This is a genomic window from Bradyrhizobium sp. HKCCYLS20291, from assembly GCF_051167715.1.
Classification (GTDB): domain Bacteria; phylum Pseudomonadota; class Alphaproteobacteria; order Rhizobiales; family Xanthobacteraceae; genus Bradyrhizobium.
In genome coordinates this window covers 255,585-268,283 of sequence record NZ_JBNPTO010000004.1, presented here as the reverse complement: position 1 = coordinate 268,283, position 12,699 = coordinate 255,585, and the positions used below count along the sequence as shown (strand labels likewise).

The window sequence follows — 12,699 nt, the reverse complement described above, 5'->3', positions numbered from 1 at the left end:
GCTCGCAATATGGCCTGCGACACAGGGTGCGACATGTTGCTGTGCAGCGAGATGGTCTCGGGTGACCAAGCAAAAGAAAACGCTCGGCAAAATGCCGAGCGTTCGCGATTTCGGGTCGATTGACTTTATTTTTATTGCGCTGCGAAGAGCAGCTTCACAGCATCGATTTCTGCACCACCGTTTTGCGCCAGGGCTTCAGCACCGCGATCGCCAGGATCGAGGCCAGGATGTTGGCGCCGGCCGCGATGATGAAGACCTGGTCCCAATTGCCGCTCGACTGCTGCATGTAGTTGGCGATCGGCACCAGGAGCGCCGCCGTTCCCTTCGCGGTGTAGAGCAGGCCGGCATTGGTGGTCGCGAACTTCGTGCCGAACGTGTCGGTGCAGGTCGAAGGGAAGAGCGAGTAGATCTCACCCCAGGCGAAGAACACGAAGCCGGACAGGATCACGAACCACACCGGATCGTGGCCGAGCATGTAGAGCGCCCAGATGCCGATGCCTTCCATGCCGAAGGCGATGAACATCGTGTTCTCACGGCCGATATTGTCGGAGATCCAGCCGAAGAACGGACGCGTCAGGCCGTTCAGCACGCGGTCGATGGTCGCCGCGAAGGTCACCGCCGTCATGGTCATGCCGATCAGCGTCACCGGCACGGCGTCGACCTTCCAGTCCCCGGCGATCGGCTTGAGGTTGGCGGTGACCATCAGGCCGCCGGCACCGACGATCACGAACATGAAGTACATCAGCCAGAAGATCGGCTGACGGATCACCTCGGTCGGGTTGTAGTTGCGGCGGCTCTGCACGAGATTGGCGTTCTGCGTAACCGCGGGCACCTGGCCTTCCTTCGGGGCGAACAGGAAGAAGGCGAGGATCACGATGATGATGCCCTGGCCGAGACCGAAATACAGGAAGGTGGTCTGGAAGCCGGAGTCGCGGATCATGGCCTGGATGGGCGCGACGGTCAGCGCCGAGCCGGCGCCGAAGCCGGCCGCGGTGATGCCGGCCGCGAGGCCGCGCTTGTCGGGGAACCACTTCAGCGCGTTGCCGACGCAGGTGCCGTAGACGCCGCCGGCGCCGATGCCTGCGATGATCATGCCGAGATAGTAGCCGTTGAGCGAGGTGGCGTAGGAATTGATCATCCAGCCGATCGCGCAGAGCACGCCGCCGATGAGCACGACGACCCGCGGGCCGTATTTGTCGACGAACCAGCCTTCGACCGGCACCAGCCAGGTCTCGAACAGCACGAACAGGGTGAAGGCCCACTGGATCGAGGCGCGATCCCAGCCGAACGTCTTGGCGATGTCGGGGACGAAGAAGGTCCAGCCATATTGGTAGTTGGCGATCATCACCATCGCCGCGACGCCGACCACGAGCTGCGTCCAGCGATAGGCGTCACTTACTCTTGCAGATGCGGGGGCCCCCGCGTGAGCCAAGTCCGTCATGTTTCCTCCAGGCTGCCTGTTTTTAGCTAACAGCTATGCGGAGTGTGGTATATGATATGCCAATAGACAAGAAGATTCATCAGCTGTGCCTTGGCCCTCAGGCCGTCCGATCGGCGAAAAAGCGCGAATTAGCAAGGCAAATCGCTGCAGCGACAATACGACGCAGCAGTGCCGATCTCGAGATTGAATGTCCAGCTAAACCAAAGTCAGGATGCCCGCAGTCGGGCATAGCCCTCCTGGAGCGCCGACCAGAACAGAGCGATCAAGCCGAGCACCATGATCGTGCCGACCAGCCCGTTCGAGAAAAACACCCCGAGGGATCCCTGGGATCCCAGCAGCGACTGCCGAAACGCTTCTTCGGCCTTGTCGCCGAGAACAATGGCGAGCACCAGCGGCGCGAGCGGATAGCCGCACTTCTTGAAGAGATAGCCGAGCACGCCGAACACCAGCATCAGCACGACGTCGAACGTGCTGCTATGCACCGAATAGGCGCCGATCGCGCAGAGTACCAGGATAAGTGGTGCAATGATGCTGAACGGGATGCGCAGGATGGCCGCGAACACCGGGACGCAGGTCAGGACGACCAGGAGCCCGGCGAGATTGCCGAGATACATCGAGGCGATCAGCCCCCACACGAATTCCTTCTGCTCGACGAACAGCATCGGCCCCGGTTGCAGGCCCCAGATCAACAGACCGCCCAGCAGCACAGCCGCGGTCGGCGAGCCGGGCACGCCGAGCGACAGCATCGGCAACAGTGCCGCTGTGCCTGCGGCGTGGGCCGCCGTCTCCGGCGCGACGACGCCCTCGATCTCGCCCCGGCCGAAATTCTTGCCGCGCTTGGAGAGGCGCTTGGCGATGCCATAGCTCATGAACGACGCGGGTGTGGCGCCGGCCGGCGTAATGCCCATCCAGCAGCCGATCAGGCAGGAGCGCAGCGAGGTCAGCCAATGCGCCGGCATCTCCTTCCAGGTGTGCAGCACCACACGCAGATTGATCCGCGCGTCGCCGCCGCGGAAGCTCAAGCCTTCTTCCATCGTGAGCAGGATCTCGCCGATGCCGAACAGACCGATGACGGCGATCAGGAAGTCGAAGCCGTTGAGCAGCTCGGTAATCCCAAAGGTGAGCCGGAGCTGGCCGGTGATGGAGTCGAGCCCGACCGCCGCGAGTGCGAAGCCGATCATCATCGCCGCGACCGTCTTGAACGGCGGCTCCTTGCTCAGGCCAACGAAGCTGCAGAAGGCCAGGAAGTAGACGGCGAACTTCTCGGCTGGGCCGAATTTGAGCGCAAAGCTGGCGACCAGCGGCGCCACCAGCGTGATCATCATGACGGCGAACAACGCGCCGACGAACGACGACGTGAACGCGGCCGTGAGCGCTTCGCCGGCCTTGCCCTGCTGGGCCATCGGATAGCCGTCGAACGTGGTCGCGACCGACCATGGTTCGCCGGGGATGTTGAACAGGATCGACGTGATGGCGCCGCCGAACAGGGCTCCCCAGTAAATGCAGGACAGCATGATGATGGCGGAGGTCGGCGGCATGCTGAAGGTCAGCGGCAGCAGGATCGCGACGCCATTGGCGCCGCCCAGCCCCGGCAGCACGCCGATGATCACGCCCAGCACGATGCCGAGGATCATCACCATGATGTTGAAGGGTTGGAGAGCGACTGCGAAGCCGTGAAACAGATTGACGAACTCTTCCATGCCAGCTTGGTCCTGCAACCCTCAGCGAATGAGTTTTCTTGTTTAAAGTCCGAGCCATTCCTCGACCGGTCCCTTGGGCAAGGGAACCATGAACCAGCGCTCGAAGATCAGGTAGGTGATGATCGGCATTCCGATCGCGACCGCCGCAACCGTGAGCCAGCGATATTTGCCGAGCCACCGCATGAACCAGCCGATGAAGATCATCGATGCGAGATAGAGACCGGTGAAAGGCAGGGCGCCGACATAGATCGCCGTCGGCACCACCACGCTCAGGACCTGGCGGAGCTGTCCCCATTCGGCGAAGACGCCGCCGTCATTGTCGCGCAGCGTGTTGCGGACATTCATCGCGCTCGACGCGACGATGAACAGGCCGACATAGAAAGGGAAAAAGCCGGCGCGCGGTCCTTCCGCGCCCCAGTTGATGCCTGCCTTGATGCTGCCGAAGATCACGATGATCCCGAACAGCGCGATGGCCAGCGTGACGCCGAGTTCGACCGCCTTGTGGCTGGGGCCGGTGGATCCGCCCTGACTGCTCATGCGAGCCGCTCAGTTCGAGGCCAGGAAGCCGGCTTCCTTCATCAGCAGCTCGTGACGCTTCTCCTCGGTCTCGACCCATTTGGCGTAGTCGACCCCCGTCATGAACGTGGTGTTGAAGGCGCCGGTCTTCATGAAGTCCTGCCATTCCGGCGTCTCGCGGACCTTCTTGAAAAGGTCGACGTAGTAGTCGATCTGGTCCTTGGTGGCGCGCGGCGACATGAAGATGCCGCGCAGCATCACGTATTCGATGTCGAGGCCCTGCGACTTGCAGGTCGGAATGTCCTTCCACGCCTTGCCGTCGGTGATCTGCTCGTCGTAGCCCATCGGCTTGTCGTCGAACACGCAGAGCGGCCGGACCTTGCCGCCGCGCCACTGCGCAACCGCCTCGATCGGATTGTTGACGGTGGAATCGACGTGATTGCCGACCAGCTGAACGGCGACCTCGCCGCCACCCTTGTACGGAATGTAGGTGAACTTGGCTCCGGTGGTCTTTTCCATCGCCACCGTGATGATCTGGTCTTCCTGCTTCGAGCCGGTGCCGCCCATCTTCAGCGTGCCGCCGCCTTGCTTCACCGCGTCGATGTAGTCCTTGGCGGTGGTATAGGGCTTCTCGGCGTTGACCCAGAGCACGAACTCGTCGAGCGCGAGCATTGCGACCGGGGTGAGATCCTTCCAGGAGAACGGGATCCCGGTGGCGAGCGGCGTCGTGAACAGGTTCGACAGTGTGATGATGATCTTGTGCGGGTTGCCTGCGGACGCCTTGACGTCGAGGAAGCCTTCGCCGCCGGCGCCGCCGGACTTGTTGATCACGACCAGCGGCTGCTTCATCAGGCTGTGCTTGGTGACGATGCCCTGGATCGTCCGGGCCATCTGGTCGGCGCCGCCGCCGGTGCCGGCCGGCACGATGAACTCGACCGGCCGGACGGGCTCCCATCCGGCTGTCGCCGGGAGGCTGCCCATGCCCATGTCCATGGCCAGGGCCACGCCAGCTGCAATGGCAATGCGCACAGAACGCTTCATCGACGCTTTCTCCCCTTCGTTCACGGATGCAACGGCTTCTTCCGGCCGCTCGCTCCGCTCGAACCACTGACGCACTTGATTCCGCTCGTTGTCGTCCTTCAGTTCCGTCGGTCTGACGACGCTCCTGCCGCCAGGAGTTGCGTCAGCGGTCGCGCCAGACGCCGCCAGAGGAGCGTCCGCTGCATTCGACCGATTTGATTTTGGTATGAAGCGGTGACCAATCGCAATTGAGGAGATCGGCTGAGATCGCCGCGGGGCGAATTTGTCGCAGTTCGCTGGTCCCGCAAAAAGCAAAAGCCCCGGAGATCCGGGGCTCTTGTTTGGGCTTCAATCCTGCTGTCCGGGCGCGTCGCCGCGCCAGGGCTGCTCAGAGGCCGAAATAGGGGAGGTCGCCGTTGCGGTTGGCGGCGCGCGCGCTGGTCATGAGCACGCGGTCGAGAGCGGCCAGGAAACGGCCGAACAGGGACACCGAGTTGACGAGGGGGAGGGCGACGGTCTTGGCCATGGTTTGTCTCCTTCAGTGAGGCGGTATGACGTTCTGACTGAGGAGAATTTACGTATACCAGATGCCAGATACAACGGATGATATTGCATGGCAGCATGAGCGTTTTGCGGTGCAGCAGGAATGTTACAATAGGAATTTCCAATCAAAAGTGGCCGTCTCATATGGAAAAACCACCATCTCAATGTCAGGCGGGAAGAATAAAGGTATTATGATGTTCTCACTTCCACCCTTGCATCCTTGCGCGGCGGATCAAGTGCGACAAAGTCGTGGGTGTTGGAGCTAGACTGCAGACACTTCGGGGAGAATGCGCATGAACGACCTCGCTGGAAAGACGGCATTCGTGACCGGGGCGGCATCCGGCATCGGGCTGGGCATCGCGACGGCGTTCGCGCAGGCGGGTGTGAAGGTGATGCTCTGCGACATCGAAGAGAAGGCTCTGTCGGCTGCGCTGGAGCAGCTGCGGCTCACCAATGCAGATGTCGATGGCGTCCGCGCGGACGTCTCGCTCAAGGCCGAACTTGCGGCCGCCGCGGAAGCAACGACCGCTCGCTACGGCAAGGTCCACATCCTGGTCAACAACGCGGGCGTCGGCGGCGGCGGGCCATATGGCACCTGGACCGACGCGTCGTGGAATTGGACCCTCGGCGTCAACCTGATGGCGACGATCTGGGGGATCGAGATCTTCGGCCCGCTGATCGAGCAGCATGGCGAGGGTGGGCACATTGTCTCCACCGCCTCGCTCGCCGGCCTGATTTCGAACGGGAGCACCGCCTACAATGTCTCGAAGTATGGCGTCGTCGGGTTGTCCGAGGGCCTGCGGCACGAGCTCGCGCCGCGCGGCATCGGCGTCTCGGTGCTGTGTCCCGGCTTTATCAGGACGCAGATCATGGACTCCCGTCGCAACGTGCCGCAGCGTTTCGAGGAGCCCGTCCGTCCGCTGCCGACGTCCGGCCCGCTGGCCGAGCGCATCAACATGATCCGGGAGCGCGTGTCGCACGGCATCGATCCGCTCTATGTCGGCGAGCTCGTTCGCGAAGGCGTCGAGAACGACTGGCCCTATATCTTCACCGACCTCGAATTCGAGCCGATGATCGACGCCCGCTTCGCCGCCATCAAGCAGGGCTTCGACCACATCCGTGGCCGCACCCCGAAACGGTGAGCGAGCGGCGCTCGCTCGCCGCGCCCCGCGTGCAACGCGATGCAACAATCGGCGGGAGGCGAGGGAACCGTGGCGCGCGGATCGCAGTTGTTCTGCAATGAAGCGGGATGGCGTCGCCGGATGTTGATCACTGGGTTGGTCGGGCTGTAACTGTCTTGCCGCAACATCATCGGCAGACCTGAGGGCGAAGGAAGGCCATGCGCTTCTTGATCCTGGCACTCTCCATCCTGGCGATCGTCGGAAGCGCGCATGTCGCGAACGCGGGTCTCAGCAGTTCACCGCGTGGAACGACCGCGCCGGCCGAGACCGCGAGCCCAAGCGAGGACGCAAATCAGCAGGCCGAGAACCAGATCGGCCTCACCAAGGCGAAGCGTCGCGCGGTGCAACGCGGGCTGACCCGGCTAGGGTTCGATACCAAGGCCAACGGGGCGTTCGACGAACAGACTCGCGCTGCCATCGCACGTTGGCAGGAGGAGCGCGGCTACCCCGCGACCGGATTCCTCGATGCCGCCCAGCACAAGGTGCTGATGGGCGCAGTCACCGAGGCCGCCAAATCCGACCGTCAAGCGCGCCGGAGCTCAGGCGGACGTACGCGGCATTCGCGAAACGCCGGAGGTCCCATCGGCGCGATCGGTGGCGCGATGCACCGCGTGGTGGGCGGAATATTCGGCCGGTAGGTTGCTCAGCCTCGAACGAGGTGAATTTCGCCTGTAGCAAGAGCGGAGCGTATCATCGGGATCGGGCGATCTTTGAGATTCATGCTATCGTACGGTCCATGATCCCCGAGCGACAAATCAGAGCAGCGTACACCGAAACGACAATCCGGGTATATCAGGCCTATTCAGATAGCATTGCCGACGCGGCCTTGAAGCACGGCACGTTCGTCTCGCCGCCCTTCAGCATGAGCCGGATGACGTGGATCAAGCCGTCGTTCCTGTGGATGATGTATCGCGCCGGGTGGGGCACCAAGGACGACGGCCAGCGCCGCATCCTCGCGATCGATATCACCCATGATGGCTTCAACTGGGCGTTGGCAAATTCCTGCCCGAGCGAGCGTCCGCGCGATCTTGATGCCGAAGGCTGGCGTCGGCTGAAGGATGCTTCGCCGGTCAGGATCCAGTGGGATCCCGAGCGCGATCTCCATCTCGCGCCGCTCCCGCATCGGGCGATTCAGATCGGCCTGAGCGGAGAAGCGGTCCGCCTGTATCTGCGCGACTGGATCAAGGCGATCACGGACGTGACGCCGCTTGCGCACGACATCTATTCCGACGTGAAGGCGGGAGCGCTGGAGAGGGCGCGCGCGAAGCTGCCGGTCGAGCGTGTGTATGAAGCTGCAGATCGGTAACGATCACAATCAGTCGAGCCATCGACCAATGCGCGACATTCGCTGCGTTCGTCGCGTCGGACGCGCAAACGGCTTGAAGCTGAAACGACCGTGATCAGGAGGGCCGATGAAGGTCATCAAGGGAGATTTGATCAGGCTCGCGCTCGACGGCGCGTTCGATGTGATCGTCCATGGCTGCAATTGTCAGTGCAACATGGGAGCGGGGATTGCAAAGACCATCAAGGAGATCTTTCCCGAAGCCTATGCGGCCGATCTGACGACGACGAAAGGCAGCCGCGACAAGCTGGGCTCGATATCGACGGCCACCGTCACGCGCGGCGGCCAGCAGCTGACGATCGTCAACGGCTATACGCAGTTTCATTGGCGCGGGCCGGGGATTCTGGTCGACTACGCTGCCGTGAGAAACGTTATGAAGGACGTGAAAGCCCGATTCTCCGCGAGCCGCATCGGCTATCCCAAGATCGGTGCCGGCCTGGCCAAGGGGGATTGGACACTCGTCGCGGAGATCATCGACGCCGAACTCGGGGAGGAGGATCACACCCTGGTGGAATATGTGCCGTGATCACGCTTGACGCGATCCGGATCCGACCCCGGGGCCCGACGACCATCATGGGCGCTGAAATCGAAAGCCATGCCAGCGCTCCCTGCCAATATCCCGTCAATAATGGCCCGTGCTCTCGCTCACGGATCCAGGGCCATCGCATTTGACGATCGCAGTGGTGCGCCCGTCTTTCTCCACGTCGTCATGGCCGGGCTGGTCCCGGCCATCCACGTCGTTCATCGCGCTGAGAGCCACGTGGATGCCCGGGACAAGCCCGGGCATGACGCAGTAACTCCCTGCCGGGATTCATTGGTGGCGACAGCCCCGTATCTTCAAAAGCGATAGCCCTGCTCACGGATCGTAGATGATTTTGGATTTGATACTCAATCTGGCAGCGGCCGCGTCGACTTCTTCCTGGCTTTGAGGATAGGATTCAAAGACGATGTCTGCCTTGAAGAGACGTGGATAGTATCTCGGGTGGAGCGTCCAAAGGATATCGCGATCCACTCCCGTCTCTGCGTAGATGCTGGCCACTCGCTTTCTGACGTGGGCGCTATCGGGCGGCGCCACGGACGACGGGTCAATCGCTCTCTCCCGAAAATACTGGGCTATGCGCGCCGATGAGTATTCGACGGTGTCGCCCCCCTCACGACATGGACCACGCCGGAACGCTCTCGGGCCACCCTCGCGTGACGTCTTGAGGAAGGCACAATATGGATCGGCCGGGTCGCTGCTTCCGGGATTGTGCCAAAGCACGAGGGCGTCCTTGAGCACGAACGTATGGTCGGGAGCGGTCATGATGAACTCGGCACAGGCCGAGAAACAATAGTCGTAGACGACGACCGTCGCGTGGCGATCGCGAATGAGCTTGGCGAGTTCGAGGGCCTTGTCTTCCCTCCCGCCAAGGCTGCGGATGACGACGAGTCCACCGGGCTCGAGAGTTTCTGCCGGTGAAACGTCGAGGCCTGGAAGCAGCACAGCATCGAGGCACAGGATGTGCTTGTCCGGGCTGAGCGTGATCAGACTCCGCGGCCGGATCGTTCGGCAGTACTCGGCAGCACGGCCGTAGCTCTCACGATCAATTGCACCGTCTTGAGCAGACGCGACGGGTGGCACAAATGGAAGCCCGATGGACAGCAGGACAGCGAACCACCAGCCCTTTTGGACCCGATCGGCCACCGAGACAGCTCCTCAACGGCATCTACTTCCGGCTGCAGATCACGATTCTCTATCATCTGTCGCGCAAGACATCAAAATCGTAATGTCGTGAGGACGAAAGCCACAGCGCAAACGCAGTCGGCTCAGCAACGCGTCGAAGCACGAGAATCATCGCTCGTTCGAAAAAGATTTCATTCCCTTCTGAACCCGAACCATGGCGAGCGACGACGAAGCGACGCCGGGACATGTCTGCGGCAAGGGCGCGCCATCCACGCGCTCGCGTCGTCAGCCTGCACCGCATCGATCGGTTTCTTCCGGGGCGAAGTTGTATCATGCGTTTTTTGTTGCTTGTGATTGTGCTGGCCGCGACGTCGCCAGCGCTCGGCAGGTTCGTTGCTGTGGAAGTGGAGCAGGTCCCGGTCGCCAGACTGATCGAAAACCTGGAGAAGATCACCTCGGACAATCCTGCCAGCGCCGAGGCGTGGCTGAACCTCGGCCGCGCCCATGGCATGGCTTACGCCCGGAAGACCGATCCGCTCGCGGTGCCGAAGACCTACCACGGTATGACGCCTCCGGCCGTTCCTTTTGCGGCGGTCACGCCTGCGTTGGATGCGGCATTGCGAGCGGCCTCCCAGGCGCATCTGGAAGCCGCCTTGAAGGCGTACAAGCAGGCCCTGGAGCTGGACCAGGACAATCTCGTCATCCAGCTCGGCCTCGCCTGGCTGACCGAGCAGGCCGGCAACAAGGACGATGCGGTCAAGCAGTATCGAAAGATCGCAGCCGCCGCCTGGGAGAAGGACAAAAAACAGACCATGATCGGTCTTGGCGGGTACACGCTGACCGGCGAAATCGCCTCCTACCTCGTCCCGCTTCTCAACGTCCGGTGGGACAGGCACGAGATCGCCACCTTGCAGGACCGCGTTGCCACCCTGCGCAAGCTGCCATACTTGGTCACTCCCATCGTCGTGCCGCTGGCCGACGGGCTCTCGCCCGCCGACCTCGAAGCACCCGGCGCGCGGGTGACGTTCGACGTGGACGGCAGCGGGCTCGGTCACGAATGGAGCTGGATCACTGCCAAAGCGGCGTGGCTGGTCAGCGATCCGGCGGGCGATGGCAGGATCACCAGCGGCCGGCAGTTGTTCGGCAACGTGACGTTCTGGATGTTCTGGTCCAACGGATATGCGCCGCTGGCCGCGCTCGATGACGACCGCAACGGCGTCTTGAGCGGCAACGAGCTCGCCGGCCTTGCCCTGTGGCATGATGCCAATGGCAATGGTGTCGCCGACCCCGGCGAGGTCAAGCCGCTATCGGCCTATGGCATTGTGGCGCTATCCTGCGCCTGGCAGACATTTGACGGCAGCGCCGACAACATCGCCTTCAGCCCGAACGGCGTGGTGTTCCACGACGGCAAGACGCGCCCCAGCTTCGATCTGGTCTTAAAGGCGCAGCCGAGCGTCCACGTCACGCATCGTGCGGAAACGAGGACCGTCGTGGTCCCCTGACGGTCAGTCGATCGCGCCGCGGAGGATCTCGGGTTTCCAAATCGCACATTGCTGACACCGAACTTCGTCGTGCCCACAGGCGTGATCGAACAGGGAATACGGCATGTGATCCGAGCAGGATCGTCCATGGTGGAATACTTGCCGGGGGTCGGGTGGTCGACGTCGACCAGCGTGCCGGTCTTGCGCAGCGACCCGTCCTCGGCGATCTCCTTCATCGACAGGATCGGGCCGCAGGTATTGTCGATTGCCAGCGCTGTTGCTCGATCATTGTTCCAAAGATGACGGAGTGCGATAAGATCATGACAGGTGCGTGCCCTTGGCTTGGCGGCCGAGCCGGGCATGCCAGACCCTGGAGCGGGATATGGATGCCGCGAAACGACAGCTTGTTTGGGATCTTGCGCGAGGAGGAGTTTCGGATGACGTCTTCATCGCGCAATTCGGTGCGGACCCACGAACGACGCCTGAGCTCGTTCGCTCCGAGCTTGAGCAGAGTTACGCAGAGAGATCGCCCGATGATCTGCGAGCTGCATTGCTCGTCGCGTTTCGCTTTGGCCTCTCACGGCAGTGGGCTCCATTACTCTGCAAGCTCTTGGAAGAAGACTGGCACGAGAGCCACGAAGACATTGCGGGTGCGCTTCAAAATTTGCGTGTGCCGTCCACGAGCGACTGCCTCTACCGCACCGCGTTGCGCAAGCATGACTATCTCGCTTACAACGACAACGAAGCGTTGGCGGTCAAATGCATTTGGGCGCTCCATGATATCGGAACATCCGAGGCAATCGAGAAACTGCAGCTTCTGTCGCAATCCGATTTGCCCGTGCCTGTTCGCGAACGGGCTCTCAAGCGATTATCGGAGCTCGCGGCAAAACGTCCCGGCGACGAGGAGCCAGCCTATCGCCGCGCAAGAGACAAAAGGGTGCGGCCCGACTGATATTTTGGCGTCAGGGGAAACCGGTTGCCAATAACGTCGACGGAGTGATCTCATTCGAGAATGATCGATATCGGCGAGAGTTTAGGGAGCCTCCGGCAGATGCGGCGCAACGGGACTCTGTTGAGGCGATATCTGACAGGTGAGTTCGACCAAGTCTGGCGAGAAATCCGGGCCTACCCACGCATCGACGGTGAGCTTCGCGACGAGGTCATGGAGGTCGCCGATGCGACCATGCGACGGGTCGCGCAGAATGCCGACCTCATCGCCTCGCGTTTGCAGACCGTTGGCTGGCAGGCCCACTCGTCCTCATATCAGGATCTTCGAACTCCTCCGAGAAGGGGCGACGAGGCCGTTTTCGCTCGCATTGTCGAGATCTCCGGAGCACCGATCCCCCCGACGCTCCTTGCATTCTGGCGTGCCGTGGGTGGGATCAACTGGGTGTGGGACTACAACTCCGAGAATCCTCCGCCGGATCTTGGGTTCGATTTGCCGTCTGAGGAACACGACGCCCTATGTATATTTGCGCCGTCTGTCCTGACGGATCTGTTCGACGAATGGATCTATCAGAAGGCAAGCATCGGCCCGGATGCTGAGCATCAGCTGCAAATCGACTTGGCCCCCGACTATCTCCACAAGGCCAACATCAGCGGAGGCAGCCCGTACTGCATCCTGGTGCCATCTTTTGGTGCCGATCCGTTGTTCTCTGATGAGCGACATGGGTTGCCGTTTCTCGACTATTTGCGCCTCGCATTCCGTTGGGCCGGCTTTCCCGGACTCGACCAGCATGCCGCGCGTAGCGATGTGCAGGACTTCGTCGTCAGATTTGGAAAAGATCTCATTCCCTTCTGAACCCGTTTCAG

13 protein-coding genes and 1 pseudogene are annotated in these 12,699 nt (G+C 62.0%); 7 read left to right on the top strand and 7 right to left on the bottom strand.

The features are described 5' to 3' along the window. Positions 1-154: 154 nt before the first annotated feature. From oxlT to ACQR07_RS12035, 5 genes are all read right to left on the bottom strand, one after another. Positions 155-1,441 (bottom strand): oxalate/formate MFS antiporter, encoded by a 1,287-nt coding sequence (oxlT, locus tag ACQR07_RS12055; RefSeq protein WP_434902511.1) that lies wholly within the window; start codon positions 1,439-1,441, stop codon positions 155-157. A 206-nt stretch (positions 1,442-1,647) separates the two neighbouring features. Beyond that, complete coding sequence (locus ACQR07_RS12050) at positions 1,648-3,141, bottom strand: tripartite tricarboxylate transporter permease (protein ID WP_434902510.1); 1,494 nt, start codon at positions 3,139-3,141, stop codon at positions 1,648-1,650. Positions 3,142-3,183: 42 nt separating this feature from the next. Then, positions 3,184-3,678: a tripartite tricarboxylate transporter TctB family protein gene (locus ACQR07_RS12045; RefSeq protein ID WP_434902509.1), complete on the bottom strand. Its 495-nt coding sequence runs from the start codon at positions 3,676-3,678 to the stop codon at positions 3,184-3,186. Positions 3,679-3,687: 9 nt separating this feature from the next. Continuing rightward, on the bottom strand, positions 3,688-4,698 hold the full coding sequence (locus ACQR07_RS12040; protein WP_434902508.1) for a Bug family tripartite tricarboxylate transporter substrate binding protein: 1,011 nt from the start codon (positions 4,696-4,698) through the stop codon (positions 3,688-3,690). 367 nt (positions 4,699-5,065) lie between these two features. Beyond that, positions 5,066-5,203: a hypothetical protein gene (locus ACQR07_RS12035; protein ID WP_284420614.1), complete on the bottom strand. Its 138-nt coding sequence runs from the start codon at positions 5,201-5,203 to the stop codon at positions 5,066-5,068. 310 nt (positions 5,204-5,513) lie between these two features. Between ACQR07_RS12035 and ACQR07_RS12030 the strand changes: the two genes are divergently transcribed. The 4 genes from ACQR07_RS12030 (at position 5,514) to ACQR07_RS12015 (ending at position 8,269) form a co-directional block, all read left to right on the top strand. Further along, on the top strand, positions 5,514-6,362 hold the full coding sequence (locus tag ACQR07_RS12030; RefSeq protein WP_434902507.1) for an SDR family NAD(P)-dependent oxidoreductase: 849 nt from the start codon (positions 5,514-5,516) through the stop codon (positions 6,360-6,362). A 197-nt stretch (positions 6,363-6,559) separates the two neighbouring features. Further along, a complete protein-coding gene (locus ACQR07_RS12025; RefSeq protein ID WP_434902506.1) occupies positions 6,560-7,039 on the top strand; it encodes a peptidoglycan-binding domain-containing protein in 480 nt (159 codons plus the stop codon). 98 nt (positions 7,040-7,137) lie between these two features. Next, positions 7,138-7,707 carry a DUF4291 domain-containing protein gene (locus tag ACQR07_RS12020; RefSeq protein ID WP_434902505.1) on the top strand — a complete coding sequence of 190 codons (570 nt, stop codon included), beginning with the start codon at positions 7,138-7,140 and terminating at the stop codon, positions 7,705-7,707. Positions 7,708-7,813: 106 nt separating this feature from the next. Next, positions 7,814-8,269: a macro domain-containing protein gene (locus ACQR07_RS12015; RefSeq protein WP_434902504.1), complete on the top strand. Its 456-nt coding sequence runs from the start codon at positions 7,814-7,816 to the stop codon at positions 8,267-8,269. A gap of 330 nt (positions 8,270-8,599) precedes the next feature. On the opposite strand, the gene ACQR07_RS12010 is transcribed toward ACQR07_RS12015, so the two are convergent. After that, complete coding sequence (locus ACQR07_RS12010) at positions 8,600-9,427, bottom strand: hypothetical protein (RefSeq protein WP_434902503.1); 828 nt, start codon at positions 9,425-9,427, stop codon at positions 8,600-8,602. A 311-nt stretch (positions 9,428-9,738) separates the two neighbouring features. Between ACQR07_RS12010 and ACQR07_RS12005 the strand changes: the two genes are divergently transcribed. Continuing rightward, positions 9,739-10,908, top strand: coding sequence for a hypothetical protein (locus tag ACQR07_RS12005; RefSeq protein WP_434902502.1), 1,170 nt, complete (start codon positions 9,739-9,741; stop codon positions 10,906-10,908). Positions 10,909-11,012: 104 nt separating this feature from the next. Here ACQR07_RS12005 and ACQR07_RS12000 read toward each other — a convergent pair. Further along, a pseudogene (locus ACQR07_RS12000) lies at positions 11,013-11,150 on the bottom strand (formyl-CoA transferase); the annotation flags it as partial. A 119-nt stretch (positions 11,151-11,269) separates the two neighbouring features. On the opposite strand from ACQR07_RS12000, the gene ACQR07_RS11995 reads away from it, so the two are divergent. Both ACQR07_RS11995 and ACQR07_RS11990 read left to right on the top strand, forming a co-directional pair. Continuing rightward, complete coding sequence (locus ACQR07_RS11995; protein ID WP_434902501.1) at positions 11,270-11,839, top strand: hypothetical protein; 570 nt, start codon at positions 11,270-11,272, stop codon at positions 11,837-11,839. Positions 11,840-11,899: 60 nt separating this feature from the next. After that, positions 11,900-12,688 carry a hypothetical protein gene (locus ACQR07_RS11990; RefSeq protein WP_434902500.1) on the top strand — a complete coding sequence of 263 codons (789 nt, stop codon included), beginning with the start codon at positions 11,900-11,902 and terminating at the stop codon, positions 12,686-12,688. Positions 12,689-12,699: the final 11 nt, after the last annotated feature.

Bases quoted from the DNA above. Each gene is read 5' to 3' on its own strand.
- oxlT (WP_434902511.1), bottom strand. From the start codon at position 1,441: ATGACGGACTTGGCTCACGCGGGGGCCCCCGCATCTGCAAGAGTAAGT.
- ACQR07_RS12050 (WP_434902510.1), bottom strand. From the start codon at position 3,141: ATGGAAGAGTTCGTCAATCTGTTTCACGGCTTCGCAGTCGCTCTCCAA.
- ACQR07_RS12045 (WP_434902509.1), bottom strand. From the start codon at position 3,678: ATGAGCAGTCAGGGCGGATCCACCGGCCCCAGCCACAAGGCGGTCGAA.
- ACQR07_RS12040 (WP_434902508.1), bottom strand. From the start codon at position 4,698: ATGAAGCGTTCTGTGCGCATTGCCATTGCAGCTGGCGTGGCCCTGGCC.
- ACQR07_RS12035 (WP_284420614.1), bottom strand. From the start codon at position 5,203: ATGGCCAAGACCGTCGCCCTCCCCCTCGTCAACTCGGTGTCCCTGTTC.
- ACQR07_RS12030 (WP_434902507.1), top strand. From the start codon at position 5,514: ATGAACGACCTCGCTGGAAAGACGGCATTCGTGACCGGGGCGGCATCC.
- ACQR07_RS12025 (WP_434902506.1), top strand. From the start codon at position 6,560: ATGCGCTTCTTGATCCTGGCACTCTCCATCCTGGCGATCGTCGGAAGC.
- ACQR07_RS12020 (WP_434902505.1), top strand. From the start codon at position 7,138: ATGATCCCCGAGCGACAAATCAGAGCAGCGTACACCGAAACGACAATC.
- ACQR07_RS12015 (WP_434902504.1), top strand. From the start codon at position 7,814: ATGAAGGTCATCAAGGGAGATTTGATCAGGCTCGCGCTCGACGGCGCG.
- ACQR07_RS12005 (WP_434902502.1), top strand. From the start codon at position 9,739: ATGCGTTTTTTGTTGCTTGTGATTGTGCTGGCCGCGACGTCGCCAGCG.
- ACQR07_RS11995 (WP_434902501.1), top strand. From the start codon at position 11,270: ATGGATGCCGCGAAACGACAGCTTGTTTGGGATCTTGCGCGAGGAGGA.
- ACQR07_RS11990 (WP_434902500.1), top strand. From the start codon at position 11,900: ATGATCGATATCGGCGAGAGTTTAGGGAGCCTCCGGCAGATGCGGCGC.